The 19,435-nt window shown below is 65.8% G+C and carries 16 protein-coding genes; 6 read left to right on the forward strand and 10 right to left on the reverse strand.

The window, feature by feature from the left end; translation table 11 throughout:
• The first annotated feature begins 69 nt into the window (after positions 1-69).
• Complete coding sequence (locus DSD28_RS11560; RefSeq protein WP_245424815.1) at positions 70-1,209, forward strand: gluconeogenesis factor YvcK family protein; 1,140 nt, start codon at positions 70-72, stop codon at positions 1,207-1,209.
• Here the strand turns inward: DSD28_RS11560 and DSD28_RS11565 are convergent.
• Positions 1,187-3,847, reverse strand: a complete 2,661-nt coding sequence (locus DSD28_RS11565) for a bifunctional diguanylate cyclase/phosphodiesterase (protein ID WP_119256552.1) — start codon at positions 3,845-3,847, stop codon at positions 1,187-1,189. The two genes, DSD28_RS11560 and DSD28_RS11565, sit on opposite strands and share 23 nt — an antisense overlap.
• 141 nt (positions 3,848-3,988) lie before the next feature.
• Positions 3,989-5,365, reverse strand: a complete 1,377-nt coding sequence (locus tag DSD28_RS11570; RefSeq protein ID WP_119256782.1) for an FAD-containing oxidoreductase — start codon at positions 5,363-5,365, stop codon at positions 3,989-3,991.
• A gap of 283 nt (positions 5,366-5,648) precedes the next feature.
• On the opposite strand from DSD28_RS11570, the gene osmF reads away from it, so the two are divergent.
• From osmF to DSD28_RS11590, 4 genes are read left to right on the forward strand one after another with little or no spacing between them, the layout of a single operon-like run.
• The gene (gene osmF / locus DSD28_RS11575; protein ID WP_119256553.1) at positions 5,649-6,560 is read left to right on the forward strand and encodes a glycine betaine ABC transporter substrate-binding protein OsmF; all 912 of its coding nucleotides are present in this window, start codon (positions 5,649-5,651) and stop codon (positions 6,558-6,560) included.
• Positions 6,561-6,610: 50 nt separating this feature from the next.
• Entirely contained in the window at positions 6,611-7,771 is a 1,161-nt protein-coding gene (locus DSD28_RS11580; protein ID WP_119256554.1) for an ABC transporter permease, read from the forward strand.
• Positions 7,768-8,706, forward strand: a complete 939-nt coding sequence (locus tag DSD28_RS11585) for an ABC transporter ATP-binding protein (protein ID WP_119256555.1) — start codon at positions 7,768-7,770, stop codon at positions 8,704-8,706. Before DSD28_RS11580 ends, DSD28_RS11585 begins: the two co-directional genes overlap by 4 nt.
• A complete protein-coding gene (locus DSD28_RS11590) occupies positions 8,703-9,446 on the forward strand; it encodes an ABC transporter permease (protein ID WP_119256556.1) in 744 nt (247 codons plus the stop codon). Before DSD28_RS11585 ends, DSD28_RS11590 begins: the two co-directional genes overlap by 4 nt.
• Here DSD28_RS11590 and DSD28_RS11595 read toward each other — a convergent pair.
• From DSD28_RS11595 to DSD28_RS11630, 8 genes are all read right to left on the reverse strand, one after another.
• Positions 9,443-9,760: a Dabb family protein gene (locus DSD28_RS11595; protein WP_119256557.1), complete on the reverse strand. Its 318-nt coding sequence runs from the start codon at positions 9,758-9,760 to the stop codon at positions 9,443-9,445. The two genes, DSD28_RS11590 and DSD28_RS11595, sit on opposite strands and share 4 nt — an antisense overlap.
• A gap of 9 nt (positions 9,761-9,769) precedes the next feature.
• Positions 9,770-11,425 carry a GMC family oxidoreductase gene (locus DSD28_RS11600; RefSeq protein WP_119256558.1) on the reverse strand — a complete coding sequence of 552 codons (1,656 nt, stop codon included), beginning with the start codon at positions 11,423-11,425 and terminating at the stop codon, positions 9,770-9,772.
• A gap of 23 nt (positions 11,426-11,448) precedes the next feature.
• Entirely contained in the window at positions 11,449-12,228 is a 780-nt protein-coding gene (locus tag DSD28_RS11605) for a 3-ketoacyl-ACP reductase (RefSeq protein WP_119256559.1), read from the reverse strand.
• Positions 12,225-13,733, reverse strand: coding sequence for a GMC oxidoreductase (locus DSD28_RS11610; RefSeq protein WP_119256560.1), 1,509 nt, complete (start codon positions 13,731-13,733; stop codon positions 12,225-12,227). Before DSD28_RS11610 ends, DSD28_RS11605 begins: the two co-directional genes overlap by 4 nt.
• A gap of 8 nt (positions 13,734-13,741) precedes the next feature.
• Complete coding sequence (locus DSD28_RS11615; RefSeq protein WP_119256561.1) at positions 13,742-14,857, reverse strand: ABC transporter ATP-binding protein; 1,116 nt, start codon at positions 14,855-14,857, stop codon at positions 13,742-13,744.
• 5 nt (positions 14,858-14,862) lie between these two features.
• Positions 14,863-15,744, reverse strand: a complete 882-nt coding sequence (locus DSD28_RS11620; RefSeq protein ID WP_119256562.1) for a carbohydrate ABC transporter permease — start codon at positions 15,742-15,744, stop codon at positions 14,863-14,865.
• Positions 15,741-16,622, reverse strand: a complete 882-nt coding sequence (locus tag DSD28_RS11625) for a carbohydrate ABC transporter permease (RefSeq protein WP_119256563.1) — start codon at positions 16,620-16,622, stop codon at positions 15,741-15,743. The genes DSD28_RS11620 and DSD28_RS11625 overlap by 4 nt, the downstream gene beginning before the upstream one ends.
• Positions 16,623-16,781: 159 nt before the next feature.
• Positions 16,782-18,032 (reverse strand): ABC transporter substrate-binding protein, encoded by a 1,251-nt coding sequence (locus DSD28_RS11630; RefSeq protein WP_119256564.1) that lies wholly within the window; start codon positions 18,030-18,032, stop codon positions 16,782-16,784.
• 377 nt (positions 18,033-18,409) lie between these two features.
• Between DSD28_RS11630 and DSD28_RS11635 the strand changes: the two genes are divergently transcribed.
• Positions 18,410-19,417, forward strand: coding sequence for a LacI family transcriptional regulator (locus tag DSD28_RS11635; RefSeq protein WP_119256783.1), 1,008 nt, complete (start codon positions 18,410-18,412; stop codon positions 19,415-19,417).
• The last annotated feature ends 18 nt before the right edge of the window (positions 19,418-19,435 follow it).

The following is a 19,435-nucleotide window of genomic DNA, read 5'->3' on the forward strand; positions in this document are numbered from 1 at the left end:
GAATGCCATTTTCAGCGCGCCGCGGGAGGCTTATACCAAGACGCTGAAACTAGAAACGCAGGAGACGGGATGGCCGAGAGCCGCTTGCCGCATATCGTGCTCTTTTCGGGCGGCACCGCCTGCCGCACGACCAATCTGGCGCTTCTTTCCAAGCCGGTGCGGCTGACCCGCATCGTGCCGGCCTGGGATAGCGGCGGCAGTTCGAAGGTGATCCGCGAAAGCCTCGGCGTGCTCGCCGTCGGCGACATCCGCCAGGCGCTGATGACCATGGCGCATGGCGAGGGCCGCGCCGGCGACGTGGTGAAGGTGTGCAATGCCCGCCTGACCAGCGGCGCGCAGGAAGATGCCCGCACGGAATTCGCGCTCTATGCCGAAGGCCGCCATCCGCTGCTGGAGCGCATGGAGCCGGGGTTGCGCGGCGCCATCCTCAATTACCTGCGCACCTTCCGCGCGGCGATCGGCGGGGATTTCGATTTCCGCAACGGCAGCATCGGCAATTTCATCCTCACCGGCGCGCATCTCGCGCATAACAGCGACATCAACACCGCCATCTTCGTCTTCCGCAAGCTCTGCGACATTGCCGGCCATGTCTGGCCGTCGACGGCGGAGGGCGGGGTCGACCTTTCCGCCATCCTCAACGACGGCACGCGCATCGAGGGCCAGCACCGGGTGACGGCGCTGGAGGAGGAGGCCGGGCGGACCGGCATCCGCGACATCACGCTTTCGGCGGCGGGCGGCGGCGTGGCGGCCAACGACGCCGTGCTCGAAAGCCTCGAAAGCGCCGACGCCATCGTCTTCGGGCCGGGCAGCTTCTTCACCAGCGTCCTGCCGCATTTCCATGTCGAGGGCATCGTTCCGACGATCGCCCGCAACGTGCATGCCCGCCGCGTCTTCATCGGCAATATCCTGCAATGCCGGGAGACCCGCGGCTTCGACCTTGCCCGCATGCTCGATATCGCCGGCGCATTGTGGCAGGCGCGCGGCGGGGCGGATGCGCGCCCGTTCACCCATGTGCTGGCGAACCGCCAGCTCCTGCCCTTCGAGAAGACTGTCGGGGCCTTCGCCTATCTCGGCAACGGTGCGTTGGCGGAGACCTGCCTGCGGCTCGGCGCGGAGGCGGTGGTCGAGGAATTCGAGGATCCCTGGCAGCGCGGACAGCACGACGGCCGCACGGTCGCTGACGTCCTCAGCTCGCTCTTGCCGGCGTAGGGTTCGCCGGCATCCAGGCGCGTGCCGTGGCGAAGGCGAGGAAATCGTCTGAGGCCATCGGGCGCGCGAAGGCGTAGCCCTGCAGGATATCGCAGCCGAGGCGGCGCAAGAGTTCGGCATGCTCCATCGTCTCGACGCCTTCCGCGACCGTCTCGATGCCGCGCACCTTGCCGATATCGACGATGGACTGGACGAGGCTTTGCTGCGCGGCCGATTCCAGCAGCGGCTGCACCAGCCGGCGGTCGATCTTCAGCCGCTTGGGCGAGAGTTCGAGGAGGCTGACGATGGAGGCGTGGCCGCTGCCGAAATCGTCGATCTCGATGTCGATGCCGAGCGCCTTGATCTCTTCGATCACCCGCTTGAGCCCGTCATCCGCGGCATCGAAGGAGATCGATTCCAACAGCTCGAAGGTCAGCGAGCCGGGGCGGATGTTCATCGCTCTCAGCTTCTCGACCAGCCCGTCGTCGTGCAGGCGCTGGCAGGAGACGTTGACGGAGACGCGCGGGATATCGAGGCCGAGGCCCTCCCAGCGGATGGTCTGGAACAGCGCCTGCTCGAGGATCGCCTCGTCGATCCGCGCCACGACGTTGAGGCTTTCGGCGACGGGCAGGAAGACGTCGGGCGGCACGAAGCCGCGCGTCGGATGCTCCCAGCGGGCCAGCGCCTCGACGCCGACGATCTCCAGCGTTTCGGCATCGAACTGCGGCTGGAAGAAGGGGCGGAACTCCTGGCGCTCCAGGCCGCGCAGGATCTCGTCGCTGAGGCGCTTCACCTCGACGGTGCGCAGGCGCAATTCGTCGTTGAAGGCTTCCACGCGGTTGCGGCCGCGGCGCTTGGCCTCGTAGAGCGCGATGTCGGCATTGACGAGAAGCTGCTCGGCGGATTCCTCCGCGTCGTTGCGCGTGGCGATGCCGATGCTCGCGCCGATGCGACAATCGTGACCCTCGATCGCCATGGGCTCGCTGATCGCCTCGATGAGGCGGGCGGAGAGGGTGGGGAAATCGGCTGCGGCCGGATCGCGGTGCGACAGGAGCACGAATTCGTCGCCGCCGATGCGGGCGATGAAGTCCTCGGCAGGCACATGCGCGCGCAGCACGCCGGCCGCCTGTTTCAGCACCTCGTCGCCGGCGGCATGGCCGAGCGTGTCGTTGATGTCCTTGAAGCGGTCGAGGTCTATATGCAGCAGCGTCAGCGGGCGGTTGTCGTCGCCGGCAAGGGCGAGCTGCTGGTCGAGGAAGCGGCGGTTGGGCAGGCGGGTCAGCGCGTCGTGCAGGGAGTTGTGCTCCATGGCGCGGCGGGCGTCCTCCAGCGCGCGGTTCTGCGCCTCGGCCGTCAGCTTGGCCTTCAGCAGCTCGGCCTGCAGCTCGATGTCCTCCGTCACGTCCCAGTTGGCGCCGACGATGCGCTTGGCGCCGGAGGAAGCGCGATAGGTCATGCCATGGGCGCGGATATGGCGGATGACGCCGTCCTTCGCGAGCACCCGGAATTCGGTGATATAGGGCTGTTCCATCTCGATCGCCGTCGCGAAGGCCCGCTCGGCCTCCTTGAGATCGTCGGGATGGAGCGCCTTGCGCCAGTCCTCGTAGCGACAGACCGGCTGGGAGGGGGGAACGCTGTAGAGTTCGCGCATGCGCTGGTCCCAGGCAAGGACCCCGCTTTCGCAATCGTATTCCCAGACGCCGACGCGCGAGGCGTCGAGCGCGAGCTGCAGGCGCTGTGAGACGGTCTCGAGCCGCTCCTCCCGGTCCTGCAGCGCAATGATGTGGCGGTGGCGGTCCTTCATCAGGTAGCCGACCCAGAACATCGGCGCGACGATGATGACGGCGAGCAGCGCAAGGCCGGCGCGGAAGGCCCCGAGGCTCGCCGAAGGCTGGCGCCAGCCCTTGAGGGGCGCGGCCGAAACCGTCCAGACCTCATGACCGATATCGATGGTCATCACCACCGGCTCCGTATCAACCGGGGCCGGAGTGCTGAAGAAGGTCCGAGCGTCTCCGCCCTCGTGCGACCGGCTGGAGATCGACACGGCAAGGCGCATGTCGTCCTTGAAGCCGCTGCCGGCGAGCAGCTTGTCGAGGTCGATCACGGCGGAGGCGATGCCGAAAAAGGCATTGTCCGTGCCGGCATGGATCGGATAGCGCGCGATGACCCCGCGGCCGCCCTGCACGAGATCGACCGGGCCGGTGACGATCAGCCGATCGAGCGCCCGCACCTGCAGCGCGGCGGCGCGCTGGCGCTCGTTCTTGCGGTAGTCGAGGCCGACGCTGCGCTCGTTGCCCTTTTGCGGATAGACGAGCGAGACGACGAAATCCGGCGCGATGGCGAGATTGCGCAGCTCGGTGCCGTCGCGGAAGATGCGGCCGGCAAGGTCGGAGAAGCGCTGCTGCGACATGCCGGGCTCGGTCGAGAAGGTCGCGATGAGGCCCTCGACCAGCTTGACGTTGCCGAGGATATTGCCGAGGAGCCGGGAGCGCAGCAGGCCGAGCTGTTCGGTGGTGGAGGAACGCAGATATTCCTCCTCGAGCCGGCGCTTCTGCACGTCGGCGAGGAAGGTGGCGGCGAGCACGGCAAAAGCGACGACGATGGCGGGGATATAGTATCCCAGCCCCCGGAAGGAGAAATGCGCATTCCGGTCCGTCATCGCGTCTCGCTCGTCTCCGCGCGCTTGCCCTCTCGCCGGACTTTTACACCCGCCGGTCAGGGACGATGGCAGACGCAACTTAATATTTGCTGACGAGGCGATGCCCGGTTTGCAGGATGCCGGGGCGCCGGGCAGGGCGTTTCAGTCCGCCGGGCGCATCTCGCCGAATACGGTCGGGATCAGTTCCGAGACGGTGGGGTGGATGTGCATGGCGTGGGTGATTGTGGTGTAGGGCTTGCCTGCATATATCACGTCCAGAATGCTTTGCACTGCCTCGTCCCCGCCGGTGCCGAGGATCGAGGCGCCGAGGATTTCCCCGGTGCCGGCATCGGCGATTACCTTCATGAAGCCGAGCGTTTCCCCCTTTTCCTTCGCGCGGCCGACGCGTGTCATCGGCCGCGTGCCGACGAGGAGCCTGCGGCCCGTCCCGCGCGCCTCCGTCTCGCTCATGCCTGCGCGGCCGAGCGGCGGATCGATGTAGAGCGCATAGGTCTGGATGCGTTCGCTCACCTTGCGCGGCTCGCTGTCGAGCAGATTGGCGGCGACGATCTCGAAATCGTTGTAGGCCGTGTGGGTGAAGGCCCCGCGGCCATTGCAGTCACCCATGGCGAAGATGCCCGGCACATTGGTCTCCAGCCGGTCGTCGACGATGACGTAGCCGCGTTTGTCGGTCGCCACTCCGGCCGTGTCGAGGCCGAGATCGTCGGTGTTGGGCCGCCGGCCGGTGGCGAGCAGGATATGCGAGCCGATGATCTCGGGCGCCCCTTCCGCGCAGTCGACGCCGACACCGACATCCTTGCCGCTCCTGACGAAGCGAATGCATTCCGCCCCGGTGCGGATGGCGATGCCTTCGCGTTCGAGGATGTCGCGCACGGCGTCGCTGACATCCTCGTCTTCCCGCGAGATCAGCCGCGGTCCCTTTTCGACCACCGTCACCCTGGAGCCGAAGCGGCGGAACATCTGGGCGAATTCCAGCCCGACATAGCTGCCGCCGACGATGACGAGGTGCGCCGGCAGGCGGTCGAGCTCCATCATCGAGGCATTGTCGAGATGCGGCACCTCGCCGACACCCGGAAAGTCCGGCACGACGGCGCGGCCGCCGACATTGAGGAAAATCTGCCCGGCCGAAAGCCGCTCCTCGCCGACGCGGATGGTCTTCGGGCTTTCGAAGCGGGCATGGCCGCGGATGAAGGTGAGGCCCTTCATGCCCGCCAGCCAGTCCTCGTTGGCCTTGCGGGCGTCGAAACGCACCTTGTCCTTGCGCGCCATGACCCTCGCGAAATCCACGGAAACGTCTCCGGTCACCACGCCGTATTCCGCGCCGCGGCGGGCAAGGTGGGCGGCATAGGCGCTCGCTACCATGGCCTTGGTCGGCATGCAGCCGGTGTTGACGCAGGTACCGCCCACGAGCTTCCGCTCGATGAGCGCCACGGTCCTTCCGGCAGCCGTCAGCCGGCCGGCAAGGGAGGGGCCGGCCTGGCCTGCACCGATGATGATGGCGTCGAATGTGCGCATGATGCCTCTCCATGAAATACCTGCGGCGCGGGGCTCCACGCGGCGATATGGAACGAAGCTCGCGCCAGAGTGTGGGATGCGTTTGGCGATTGCAACGTGTTTCTATTGCCAATCGCCGCTCTTCGCGCGATCCTGAAAATGCTTTGGCCGCGCGCGCTTAATCGTGTTCGCGCGGCCTATTTTTTGCGATTGCCTGCCATATATGAAATGCCTTGCCCCGACGGGCCGTTCCAAACGTGGTGAAAATACCATTCTGGATTTCCCGCACAGCACGAAAGGTCATCCCATGCGTCCAGCCGTCAAATTCCTCGGAGCTACCCTCGCGCTCGGTCTTGCCGCCGGCGCCGCCCAGGCCCAGGTCGTCGTCTCCTCCAAGATCGACACCGAAGGCGGGGTGCTCGGTAACATCATCCTTGCCGTGCTGAATGCCAATGGCATCCAGACGACGGACCGGGTGCAGCTCGGCGCGACGCCGGTCGTGCGCAAGGCGATCATTGCCGGCGAGATCGACATCTATCCGGAATATACCGGCAATGCCGCCTTCTTCTTCGAAAGGGCCGACGACCCGGCCTGGAAGGATGCGACCAAGGCCTACGAGCTTGCCAAGACGCTCGATTTCGACGCCAACAAGATCGTCTGGCTGACGCCGTCGCCGGCCAACAATACCTGGGCGATCGCGCTGCGCAAGGACGTCGCCGAACCGAACAAGCTGGCGACGCTGACGGATTTCGGCAAATACGTCTCCGGCGGCGGCAAGGTGGTGCTCGCTGCCTCGTCCGAATTCGTCAATTCGGCCGCGGCGCTTCCGGCCTTCCAGACGACCTACAGTTTTACCTTGAAGCCCGATCAGCTCATCACCCTTTCGGGCGGCGACACGGCCGCGACCATCTCGGCGGCCGCCAACCAGACGAACGGCGCCAATGCCGCCATGGTCTACGGCACCGATGGCGGCATCGCCCCGTCCGGCCTCGTCGTGCTCGAGGACGACAAGGGCGTCCAGCCGGTCTACCAGCCGGCGCCGATCATCCGCGAAGCCGTGCTGAAGGACAATCCGCAGATCGAGGACCTCCTGAAGCCGGTCTTCGAGAAGCTCGATCTCGTCACGCTGCAGGACCTGAACGGCCGCGTCCAGGTGGGCGGCGAGCCGGCCAAGGCCGTTGCCGAGGACTTCCTCAAAAAGAACGGCTTCCTGAAATAGCCGGCCTTGCCCTTCGCCTTTCGTGGCGAGGGGCCTTTCGAAAGGCATTCATGACGTTCAGGATCGACAAGCTCGGCGTGGTGATCGCCGCATTGCTGGCCTACGGCGCCTTTCTGGCGCCCTTCGCCAGTTTCCGGGCCAACCGCATCGTGCCGGGCGAGGGCCGGCCGATCCTCGAGGCGCTTCCCGGCGGGCTCGGGCCCGCGCTTCTCGCCTTCGTCGCCGTTGCCATCGTGATCGTCGTCCTGAAGACGCCGACGATCCTGCGGCTCCTGCTCGGCTTTGCCGCCATTCTGGCGCTCGCCGTCCTGGTCGGCCTTTCCGCCGACCATCTCACGCCGCCGGAAAACAGCTATGCCCGCGTCGCGCCGGCCTCCGGCTTCTGGCTTACAGGCTTTGCCTTCGCGCTTCTGGCCGCCGATGCGCTCACCCGGCTGAGGCTGTCGCCCTATGCCCGTATCGCGCTGCTTGCCGCCGTCGTGCTGGCGGCGGCGGTGCTCCTGATGTCCGGCGCCTGGGACGGCCTGTCGCTCATGAAGGAATATGCGAACCGCGCCGATACGTTCTGGCTGGAGGCGGGGCGGCATGTCGTGCTGGCGCTCGGCTCGCTTGCCGCCGCCACGCTCGTCGGCCTGCCGCTCGGCATCCTCTGTCACCGGGTGGAGGCGCTGAGGGCGGGCGTGCTCAATGTGCTGAACATCATCCAGACGATCCCGTCGATTGCGCTTTTCGGCCTGCTGATCGCGCCATTAGGCTGGATCGCGTTGCATGTGCCGGGGGCGGCGGCCATCGGCATTCGCGGTATCGGCGCCGCGCCCGCCTTCGTCGCGCTGTTCCTCTACTCGCTGCTGCCGGTGGTCGCCAATACGGTGGTCGGCCTTGCCGGCGTGCCGCGCGATGCCGATGACGCCGCCCGCGGCATCGGCATGACGGGTCGCCAGCGGCTCTTCGGCGTCGAGCTGCCGCTAGCCTTCCCGGTCATCCTCACCGGCATCCGCATCGTGCTCGTGCAGAATATCGGGCTTGCGACCATCGCCGCCCTCATCGGCGGCGGCGGCTTCGGCGTCTTCGTCTTCCAGGGCATCGGCCAGACGGCGATGGACCTCGTTCTGCTCGGCGCGGCGCCGACCGTCGCGCTCGCTTTCGCCGCCGCCGTCCTGCTCGATGCCGCGACGGAAATCTCCAGCAACAAATCCGGCGGGGCCGCATGATCGAGATCGACAGCATCACCAAGCGCTATGGCGATACGGTCGTCGTCGACAATGCCTCGATGACCATCGCCCCGCACACGATCACCGTCATCGTCGGCACCTCCGGCGCCGGCAAGACGACGCTGATGCGCATGATCAACCGCCTCGTGGAGCCGAGCTCGGGCGAGATCCGCATCGACGGCGCGCCCAACACCGCCATTCCCGGCTACGAGCTGCGCCGCCGCATCGGCTACGCCATCCAGGGCCACGGTCTCTTCCCGCACCGCACGGTCGCTGAGAACATCGCCACCGTGCCGGCGCTGCTCGGCTGGGAGAGGGCGCGCATCGAGGCCAAGGTCGAGGAGCTGCTATCGCTCTTCCAGCTCGATCCCGCCGCCTTCGGCCCGCGCTATCCGCATGAACTCTCGGGCGGCCAGCAGCAGCGTGTCGGCGTCGCCCGGGCGCTTGCCGCGGAGCCGAACATCCTCCTGATGGACGAGCCCTTCGGCGCGCTCGATCCCGTCATCCGCGCCAAGGCGCAGGATGACCTGCTGGCGATCCAGAAACATTTCGGCACGACCATCGTGCTCGTCACGCACGACATGGGAGAGGCGTTCCACCTCGCGGACAGGATCGCGGTGATGGACGATGGGCGGATCGTGCAATATGCCAGACCCGAGGAAATGCTGGTGAAGCCCGCCTCCGGTTTCGTGGAGACGCTGATCGGCGCGGTTGAGCGGCCCTTCCGGTTGCTGTCCATCGGCACGGTGGGCGACGCCGTGGAAAGCGGCACAGCCGAAGGCGAGCCGCTTGCGGCCGGGACGAGCCAGCGCGATGCCCTGTCCGCGCTGCTCTGGTCCGGCCGGGAGGTGCTGCCCGTCGTCGGGCCCGATGGCGCGCCCATCGGCCGCGTCACGCTTGCCGGCCTTGCCCGCCGCGCCGCGAGGCCGGAATGAGGCGCTTGCTGCCCAATCTGCTGCGTTTCGCGGTGCTTGTCGTGCTGGTCACGTTCCTCGTGCAGCCGGCGCTTTTCGAGCCGCTGCTGAAGCCGCTGGTGCAGGCCAATGCGCCGGCGGTCTACAATCAGGGCAGCCTCCTGTCGCTGACGCTGTCGCATCTCGCCACGGTCTTCATCGCCACGCTGGCCGCGACCATCGTCGCCGTCGGCCTTGCCATTCTCGTCACGCGGCCGATCGGCGCGGAGTTCCTGCCGCTCTCGCGCAGCCTCGTGAATATCGGCCAGACCTTTCCGCCGGTCGCCGTGCTGGCGCTGGCCGTGCCCGTCATCGGTTTCGGCGAGAAGCCGACGCTGATCGCGCTCTTCCTCTACGGCCTTCTGCCGATCTTCGAGAATGCCATGACCGGCCTTTCCACCCTGCCGCCCGCCATCATGGAGGCGGCGCGCGGCACGGGCATGACGGCCCGGCAGCGGCTAACCAAGGTGGAACTGCCGCTCGCCCTGCCGGTCATCCTCGCCGGCATCCGCCTTTCGGTGACCATCAGCCTTGCGACGGCCACCATCGGCTCGACGGTGGCGGCGAGGACCCTCGGCGAGGTCATCATCGCGGGCCTGCAATCGAACAATCTCGCCTTCGTGCTGCAAGGCGGCCTCGTCGTCGCCGCGCTGGCGGTGCTGATCTACGATGCCTTCTCCGCACTTGAGCGCGTTCTTTCGCGGCGGGTAGGCCGGGTCTAGTCGTCGGTTTCGAGATCGTAGACGAGGATGCCGGCGACCCCGCCTTCCGCGGCGGCGACGAGCCGGGCGCCGGTTTCCCTGTGTCCGGGGTCTTCCAGATAGGCGTCACGGGAGAAGCTATCGGCGAAGTCGACGATGAAGCCGTCGCTGAAGCCCTTGTCCATGCCCGTTTCCGGGCTGACATTGGTGCCGATATGCACGGCGACCATGCCCGGCAGGCGATCCTTCAAAGCGTCGATCTCATTGAAGAGTTCGGTCTTGTAGGCGACGGAAATGGTCGGCTTGAAGCGGATGAAGACGCAGTGGCGGATCATGGCAAACCCCTATCGGATATCGGCGCGGGCACGCGGGCGCGTGTCGTTGCGCTCATATGAGAAGACCTGCGCCGGCAGCGCCGGCAGGCCGCGGATGATGTCGGCGCCCTTCTCGCCCACCATGATGGTCGGCGCATTGGTGTTGCAGGAGGGAACGCGCGGCATGACGGAACTGTCGCAGACGCGCAAACCTTCAAGTCCGTGCACCTTCAGGTCCAGCCCGACGACCGCATCCGCGCCCGTGCCCATCTTGCAGGTGCCGACCGGGTGGTGGTCGGTCTTGGCATTGGCGCAGCCGTATTCGAACAGGTCCTCGTCGGTGGCGAATTTCGGTCCGGGCAGGCGCTCGGCCATGACATAGGGTTTTAGCGCGGCCTGCTGCATGATCTCGCGGGCGATCTTCAGCCCCTCGATCGACATCTTCCGGTCGTGCGGGTCTTCCCAGTAGTTCGGGTCGATCAGCGGCGCGGCCGAGGGATCGGCGGAGGCAAGGCGCACCGTGCCTTTCGAGCGGGGGTGGAGATAGGCGGAATTCAGTGTCACGCCGGCATTTTTCAGCCGCTCCACGCCCGCCTCGATGCCGGAGCCGAGGCCGAGATGGAACTGGATATCCGGCGAGCGGGCCTGCGGGTCGGCATACCAGAAGCCGCCCGTCTCGAAGAGCGAGGAGGCGACGGGACCGGAGCGGAAGAGCACATATTGCAGGCCGGCCCAGAGCGTGCGGTGCAGCTTCGCGACGCCGTCATAGGTGTGGTCGCCGGTGCATTCGCAGATGACGAAGAGGTCGAGATGGTCCTGCATGTTCGAGCCGACGCCCGGCAGGTCGTGCTTCACCTCGACGCCGACGGATCGCAGATGATCGGCCGGGCCGATGCTCGATTGCTGCAGCAGCTTGGGCGAGCCGATGGCGCCCGACGTGACTAGCACCTCGCGCTCCGCCCGGATCGTCTCGACGCTGTTGCCCGTCACGACCTCGACGCCGACGGCGCGGGTTCCCTCCAGCACGATGCGGGCCACGCGGGCGCCGGTGCGGATGGTGAGGTTCTTCCGCTCCCGGATCGGCGAAAGATAGGAAAGCGAGGCAGAGGAGCGGCGTCGGTTGCGTTGGGTGAGCTGGTAGAAGCCGACGCCGGCCTGCTGGCTTCCGTTGAAATCGTGGTTGTAGGGAATGCCGAGCTCCTGGCCGGCGCGGATATAGGCGTCGCAGATCGGCAGGGCCGAGACAGGCATGGAAACGCCGAGCGGTCCGCCATAGGCATGGTAGTCGTCGGCGAAGCGCTGGTTGTCCTCGGCGCGCTTGAAATAGGGCAGGATCTCCCGGTAGCTCCAGCCCTCGCAGCCGTCCTCGCTGGCCCAGAGATCGTAGTCCGCCGCGTTGCCACGGGTATAGAGCTGGGCGTTGATCGAGGAGCCGCCGCCGATGACCTTGGCCTGCGTATAGCGCAGCACGCGGCCCTTCATGTGCTTCTGCGGCACGGTCTCCCAGCCCCAGCTCGCCACGCCCTTGGTCATCTTGGCGAAGCCCGCCGGCATGTGGAACAGCGGATTCCAGTCACCGCCGCCGGCTTCCAGCAGCAGCACGCGGATATCAGGGTCTTCCGAGAGCCGGTTCGCCAGCACGCAGCCCGCCGGTCCCGCGCCGGTGATGATATAGTCGTAGGTCATGCTCTGTCCTCAGAATGCGCGGCCTAAAGCCGCCCGATGGCGAGGCCGCCGTCGAGATTGATCACCGAGCCGGTGGCGAAGGCGAACTTGCCGGCGGCGAGCGCCGCCGCGGCGTTGCCGATATCGCCAGGCTCGCCCCAGCGCTTCATCGGCACGAGGCCGCTTTCGATGAGCGCGTCGTATTTCGCCGAGACGCCGGCCGTCATTTCGGACCGGATGATGCCGGGGCGGATCTCGAAGACGGAGATGCCGGTCTCCGCCAGCCGCAGTGCCAGCCCTTGGCTGAAGGCGGCCAGTCCCGCCTTGGTCATGCAATAGTCGAGCCGTTCGGGCGAGGTGAGGCCGGCCGAAATCGAGGTGATGTTGATGATGGAGCGCGGGCCGCTCGCCTGTTTCGAATGCAGCATCGCCTTCAGCACGGCCTGGGTGAAGAAGACGGTGCCGCGCAGGTTCGTCGCGACGATGGTGTCGAAATTGTCGGGTGCGAGATCGAGGAAATCGCCGCGCACGACCGAGGCGATGCCGGCATTGTTGACGAGGCAACCGATAGCGCCGAGCCGGTCTTCGATGCTTGCTACGGTCGCCGCATGGCCGGAAACGTCGGCAAGGTCGCCTTTCAGGTAGATCGCCCGGGCGCCGAGCGCGCCAAGTTCGCCGAGCATGGCGTCGGTCGCAGCATCCGCCTCGCCGATGCCGGTAATGGCGATATCGAAGCCTTCGGCGGCAAGGGCCCTGGCGATGCCGAGGCCGATGCCGCGGCGGCCGCCGGTGACGATGGCGACGGGGCGTGGTGTGGTCGTCATGCGGCAAGGTCCCTCGATTGGATGTGGTTCGCCACCCGCAGCGCCTGCGCGGCGACCGTCAGCGCGGGGTTCACCGCGGCCGAGGTGGGCAGATAGGAGGCGTCGACCACGAAGAGGTTCGGATGGTCATGGGCGCGGCACCAGATGTCGAGCGGTGCATCCTTCGGATCGTTGCCGATGCGCACGGTGCCGCACTGGTGCGAGGGCGTGCGCTTGTCGAAAGCGCGCGCGAGTACGATCGGGAAGCCTGCCTTCTTCAGCGCGCCCTTCAGTTTCGCCACGAGGTCGAGGTGGGCCTGCCAGTTGGTGCGGGTCCATTTCATGACGATGCGGTCGCGGTCGACCATGATGCGGCTTTCGGGATGCGGCAGGTCCTCGCTCATCGCGTAGAAATCGATGGCGCGGCTTGCCACCTGCTCCAGCAGCCATTCCGGCACGGAGGGCATGTTGGCCTTCAGGATCTTTCCCGAGACGCGGCCGAGAAGCTGCACATTGCCGAGCGGCGGGCCGCCGTTGCCGTCCGAGAGGTAGTAGTCGTTGAAGCCGAAGCTCTTCTGGTAGACCGAGGTGTTGCGGTAGAAGGGCGAGAGGCCGATCACGGCGCTCGAATTGTGGTTCATGAAGTTGCGGCCGACCTGATCGGAGCTGTTGGCAAGCCCCTTCGGGAAGGCCTCCGAGGCAGAGCGCAGCAGGAGCACGGCCGATTGCACCGCGCCGGCCGAAAGGATCACCAGCTTCGGCGAAAGGCTTTCCGCTGTGTCGCCACGCTTGTAGTGCACGGTCGAGATGGTGCGGCCATGCGGAGCGGTGGCGAGCCGTGTCACCCGGCAATTGGTGCGAAGCTCGACATTCGGATGTTTCAGCGCTTCGGCAAGCGCCGTGCTTTCCGCATCCATCTTGCCGTCATTGCAGTTCGGATGCGCATCCCACGGCGTCTTCGCCTTGGCGAGCCAGCGGTCGATATCGACACCGAGGGGCAGGGAATAGGGGTGCAGCCCGTTCGCCCTCATCTTCGCGCGGACTGTCGCGATGGCCGGCTCGTCCGGCACGGGCGAAAAGGGGTAGGGCGCGGAATGATGCGGTTCGGTCGGGTCTTCGCCGAGCGTGCCGCGCACGTTGTAGAGCTTTTCGGCTGCGGAATACCATGGCTCAAGCTCTTCATAGGGGAAGGGCCAGGCGGGGGAGATGCCCTCGCGGTGGCGCATCTCCTCGAAATCTTCCTTCCGGTAGCGCACGAGAACTGCGCCGTAGAATTTCGAATTGCCGCCGACATTGTAGTAGTTGCCGGGGTTGAAGGCGGTGCCGTCGGCCTCGTACCACATCTCCTTCGGGCGGAAATGGCCGCGCTGGAAGATCGCGCGCTGGTCGCGGTTCTCCGGGCGGTCGGGCAGGTGGTCGCCCGCTTCGAGGATGACGATCCTTGCGCCCGTCGGGGCGAGTGCGGCGGCCATGGTGGAGCCGCCGATGCCCGATCCGATGATGACGATGTCCGGCTGCGTGGTCATGGAAGTTCTCAGGCGATGCGAAGCTGGCTGGCCGGATCGAAGAACACGGCCTTGTCGAGGTTGAAGGCAAGGCGCGCGGTCTGGCCGGCGGATATCCGCACATCGGCACGAAGCCGCGCGACGATCTCCTTGCCGCCGAGCTGGGTGACGGCGAAGGTATCGGCGCCGGCCGGCTCCACCACTTCGATCAGGCAATCGCCTTCGGCCACGGTGCGGGCATTGCGGTCCGCGCCATCAGGGTCGGTCAGCGCTTCAGGGCGGATGCCGAAGATGATTTCCTTGCCGCCGTAGGCCGAAAGGCTGGCCGGGGCATTCGGCACCGAGAGCACCAGCGGCTCGGCCTGATGGCGGGCGAGCGAGACGGCAAGGCCGGAGCCGTTGTTCTCGACCTTGCCCTTGAGCAGGTTCATCGCGGGCGAGCCCATGAAGTCGGCGACGAAGGTGTTGGCCGGGTTGTTGTAGATCTCCGCCGGCGTGCCGAACTGCTGCAGCACACCGTCCTTCAGCACGGCGATCTTGGTGGCGAGCGTCATCGCCTCGATCTGGTCGTGCGTCACATAGACGATGGTGGTCTTCATGCGGTGGTGCAGGCGCTTGATTTCCGTGCGCATGTCGACGCGCAGCTTGGCGTCGAGGTTCGACAGCGGCTCGTCGAACAGGAAGAGTTTCGGGTCGCGCACCAGCGCCCGGCCCATGGCGACGCGCTGGCGCTGGCCGCCTGAGAGCTGGCCGGGCTTGCGGTCGAGCAGATGGCCGATCTGCAGCATGTCGGCAACCTGCTTGATCGCCTTGTCGCGCTCCTCCTTCGGAACGCCGCGGATCTCCATGCCGAAGGCGATGTTCCCGGCTACCGTCATGTTCGGATAGAGCGCATAGGACTGGAACACCATGGCGATGTCGCGCTTGGACGGGTGCAGGCCCGCGACCGAGCGCCCGTCGATGGCGATGTCGCCCGAGGAGATCGGCTCCAGCCCGGCGATGGTGTTGAGCAGCGTGGACTTGCCGCAGCCGGAGGGGCCGACGAGCACGAGGAAGCCGCCCTGCTCGATCTCCAGGTTGATGTCCTTCAGGATTTCCAGCGCGCCGTAGGACTTGCGCAGATTGCTGATCTTGAGGAACGACATGAGCGTTATCCTTTCACGGCGCCGGACATCAGGCCGCGCACGAAGTAGCGTCCGGAGACGATGTAGACGATGAGGGTGGGCAGGGCCGCGAGGATCGCGCCGGCAAAGTGCACGTTGTATTCCTTCACGCCCGTCGAGGAGGAGACGAGGTTGTTGAGCGCCACCGTCATCGGCGTCGTGTCCGCGCCGGAGAAGGAGGCGCCGAACAGGAAGTCGTTCCAGATATTGGTGAACTGCCAGATGACCGAGACGACGATGATCGGACCGGAGGAGGGCAGCAGGATGCGGTAGAAGATCTGGAAGAAGCTCGCCCCGTCGATCTGTGCCGCGCGCACCAGCTCGGTCGGGAAGTTCTCATAGTAGTTGCGGAAATAGAGCGTCGTGAAGCCGAGACCGTAGATGATGTGCACGAAGGTCAGGCCCCAGATCGAGCCGGCCAGCCCGATCATGCCGAGAATGCGCGCCATCGGGATGAGCACGATCTGGAACGGAATGAAGCAGGAGAGCAGCAGCAGGCCGAAGAAGACGTTCGAGCCCCTGAACTGCCACTTGGTCAGCACGTAGCCGTTCAGCGCGCCGATGATCGTGGAGATCGCGACGGCCGGCACGACCATCAGGATCGAGTTGATGAAGAACGGGCGCAAGCCCGTCGGCTGCACGCCGATCTGCGCCGTCGACCAGGCCGAGATCCAGGGTTCGATCGTCCATTGCTGCGGCAGGTTCAGCATGCCGCCCTGGCGGATTTCCTCCAGCGGCTTCAGCGAGTTCACCAGCATCACATAGAGCGGCAGCAGGTAGTAGAACGCGAAGAGGGTGAGGGCGGTGTAGATGAGGGCGCGCGTCAGCTTGCCGTGGGTGATGATGTTGTCGGGGCTGGGAGCGCTCATCGGCCTTTGCCTCCGCGGATTTCGGAATAGAGATAGGGGATGATGATCGAGAAGATCATGACCAGCATGATGATCGCCGAGGAGGCGCCGATGCCCATCTGGTTGCGGGTGAAGGTGTAGGAATACATGAAGGTCGCCGGCAGTTCGGTCGCCTGTCCCGGCCCGCCGCCGGTGAGCGCCACGACGAGGTCGTAGGCCTTGATGGCGAGGTGGGCGAGCACGACGAAGGCGGAGAGGAAGACGGGGCGCATCAGCGGAATGATGATGCGGCGGTAGATGGTGCCCGTTGTCGCGCCGTCGATCTGCGCGGCCTTGATGATCTCGTTGTCGACGCCGCGCAGGCCGGCGAGGAACATGGCCATGACGAAGCCGGAGGATTGCCAGACGGCGGCGATCACCACGCAGTAGATGGCGTAGTTGCGGTCCTTGATCCAGTTGAAGGCGAAGCTTTCCCAGCCCCAGAGATGCATGGTGTTCTCGAGGCCGATGCCGGGGTCGAGGAACCATTTCCAGGCGGTGCCCGTCACGATGAAGGAGAGCGCCATCGGGTAGAGGTAGATCGGTCTGAGGATGCCTTCCGCCCGGATCTTCTGGTCGAGCAGGATGGCGAGCGCCAGGCCCAGCACCGAGCAGATGACGATGTAGAGCGAGGCGAAGATCGCAAGGTTGGAGATCGCCCGCCACCAGTGCGGCAGCGCCCAGAGCTTGGAATAGTTGCTCAGTCCCACGAAATTGTAGGAGGGCAGCATCTTGCTGTCCGTCAGCGACAGGAAGCCCGTATAGGCGATGAAGCCGTAGACGAAGACGAGCACGATGAGGAAACTGGGTGCCAGCACGAGCTTCGGCAGAAGCTCCTGCAGCCGGCTTCGGCTATCCATGGTCGATACCACCGTTAGTGTGTGTTTGCGGCGGCGGGGCCGCGCCCCTCATCCGCCTGCCGGCACCTTCTCCCCGCAGGCGGGGAGAAGGATGTTGCCGTGACCTCTCCGTCTGCCTCTCCCCGTGAACGGGGAGAGGGTCGGGTGAGGGGCAGTTGCTTACTTTGCAGCCTCGACGGCGGCCTTCAGTTCCGTCACGGCTTCCTCGGAGGAAAGCTCGCCGTTGAACTGGCGGGTCACGACGTCATAGATCGCGTTCTTGACGGAGGCCGGGTTGGCGTGGCCGTGCGCCATGGAGCCGAACAGCGTGCCGTTGGTGTTGGCTTCGGCCAGGTCCTTGATGGCCTTCTTGCCGCAATCGTCGAAGGCCTCGTCCGAGACGTCCGTGCGGGCCGGGGCCGAGCCCTTGACCACGTTGAAGGCCGACTGGAAGACCGGGTTCTCGATGGCCGAGGCCATGGCGAGCTGGGCCGGAACCTTGTCTTCGGCAACCTTGAACATCGCGAACTGGTCGGAGTTGAAGGTCACGGAGCCCTGCGTGCCGGGGAAGCGCATGCAGACGAAGTCGCCGCCCGGCTTCTTGCCGGCCTTGATGAACTCGCCCTTCGCCCAGTCGCCCATGAACTGCAGGCCGGCCTTGCCTTCGATGACCATGGCGGAAGCAAGGTTCCAGTCACGACCCGAGAAGTTGTCGTCCACGTAGGAGCGCAGCTTCGTCATGCGGTCGAAGGCTTCCTTCATCTGGGCGCTGCCCAGCGTTTCCGGATCGAGGTCGATGAAAGCCTTCTTGTAGAAGTCGTTGCCGAAGGAGAGCACGACCGCGTCGAAGATCGTCGCGTCCTGCCACGGCTGGCCACCATGGGCGACCGGCGTGATGCCCTGTTCCTTGAACTTGTCGAGAAGGGCGACGAGTTCATCCCAGTTCTGCGGTTCCTTGCCGCCGGCCTTGTCGAGCGCGACCTTGTTGATCCACATCCAGTTGGTGGAGTGGACGTTGACCGGGGCGGCGATCCAGTGGCCGTCATACTTCGAGAACTGCTGCAGGGCGGTCGGGATTACCTTGTCCCAGCCTTCCTTGGCGGCAACTTCATCGAGATTGCCGAGCGCGCCTTCCTTGGCCCAGTCGAGAATGTCGAAGCCGAGCATCTGCACCGCGGTCGGTGCGTTGCCGGCCGTAACGCGGGCGCGCAGGACGGTCATCGCTTCCGTGCCGCCGCCGCCGGCAACCGGCATGTCGGTCCAGGTGATGCCCTTGGATTCGAGGTCCTTCTTGAGAACGTCGAGCGCGGCGGCTTCACCGCCCGAAGTCCACCAGTGGAGGACTTCCACGTTTTCGGCTGCGCGGGCGGCGGTGCCACCCATGCCCATCAGCACCGCAATCGCTGCAGTGGTCGTCAGAAACTTGCGCATCGTATTCCTCCCGTTTGCAAGTTCATGGGCGAGAGCCTCCTCCCGCCGATTTCCCCGAGGCCCGAAGGCGCGTCGGAATTTGGTCCATGGCTCAAAGCGCCGCGCCAATTTAAAACGTTGTAAATTTGCGGAGTCAAGCCGGGATGGAGCGCGGTGAAGGCTCTCTTGATAAATGCGGTAAATTCCGGAAGTGCAGGCAGGTAAGCCGTTCCGAACGGCTTTGTGCGACGCACTGAAATCGTTTTAAATTCTGTGCGGCGCAAGATTGCCGAATGCCGGGCGCGTCGATATGGTGCCGCCCATTGACTGACGCCATCCGAAGAAGCGTATCCGTGTCCCGCATCGACAAGCCCGCCGACAACGATCCCGCCCGCAACATGCTTCGAGCCGGCAAGCCGACGCTGAAGACCATTGCGGAAATGACGGGACTTGCCATTACCACGGTTTCCCGCGCGCTCGGCAATGCGCCGCAGATTTCCGAGGCGACGCGCCGCCGGGTCCACGAGGTCGCCGCCGAGATCGGCTACCTGCCGGACCGCGCGGCCCAGCGCCTCAAGACCGGCCGTACCAATGTCATTTCCGTGCTGCTCGACCCGCATGAGGAAATCCTCGGCTTCGGCACGTCCATCATGCATGGCCTGGCGCGCGCCCTGCAGGCGACGCCCTACCACCTCATCGTCACGCCGAATTTCCTCGACGGCAGCAATGTCGATGCGGTCAACTACATCATCCGCAACGGCATGGCCGATGGCCTGATCTTCTCGCGCACCGAGCCGTTCGATCCGCGCGTGCGGCTGCTTCTGGAAAACGGCTTTCCCTTCGTCACCCACGGTCGCACGGAATTCTCCACCCCGCATGCCTTCGTCGACTACGACAACTTCGCCTTCGCCTACGCGGCGACGAAGCGCCTGATCGCCAAGGGACGGCGCAAGGTGACGATCATCCTGCCGCCGAAGCGACTGACCTTCCACCAGCACATGCTGCACGGCTTCATGACCGCCGTGCGCGAGGCCGGCGTCGCCTATGAGATTCCCGATACGCTCGACCTCGACAGCCCCGCCGATACGATCCGCGACACCATGCGCCGCCGCAGCGGCGAACCCGACCCGCCTGACGGCATCACCTGTCCCGGCGAAGTCTCCGCACTCGCGACCATTACCGGCATGAGCGACAACGGGCTTTCGCTCGGCGTCGAATACGACATCGTCGGCAAGCAGACCTCGCGCCTGCTCAGCCAGATCCAGCCGAAGGTCGAGACCATCCACGAGGACCTGCCGGCGGCAGGGGAGGCCATGGGCCGGCTGCTGCTGCGGCGCATCGCCGGCGAGCCGGTGGAGGATCTCACCCTGCTGCAAAGCCCGCAATTCAGCTTCCCGACGCCGTGAGGCACAGCGGTTGGCGCC

This window comes from Shinella zoogloeoides, assembly GCF_003574625.1.
Classification (GTDB): Bacteria; Pseudomonadota; Alphaproteobacteria; order Rhizobiales; family Rhizobiaceae; genus Shinella; species Shinella zoogloeoides_A.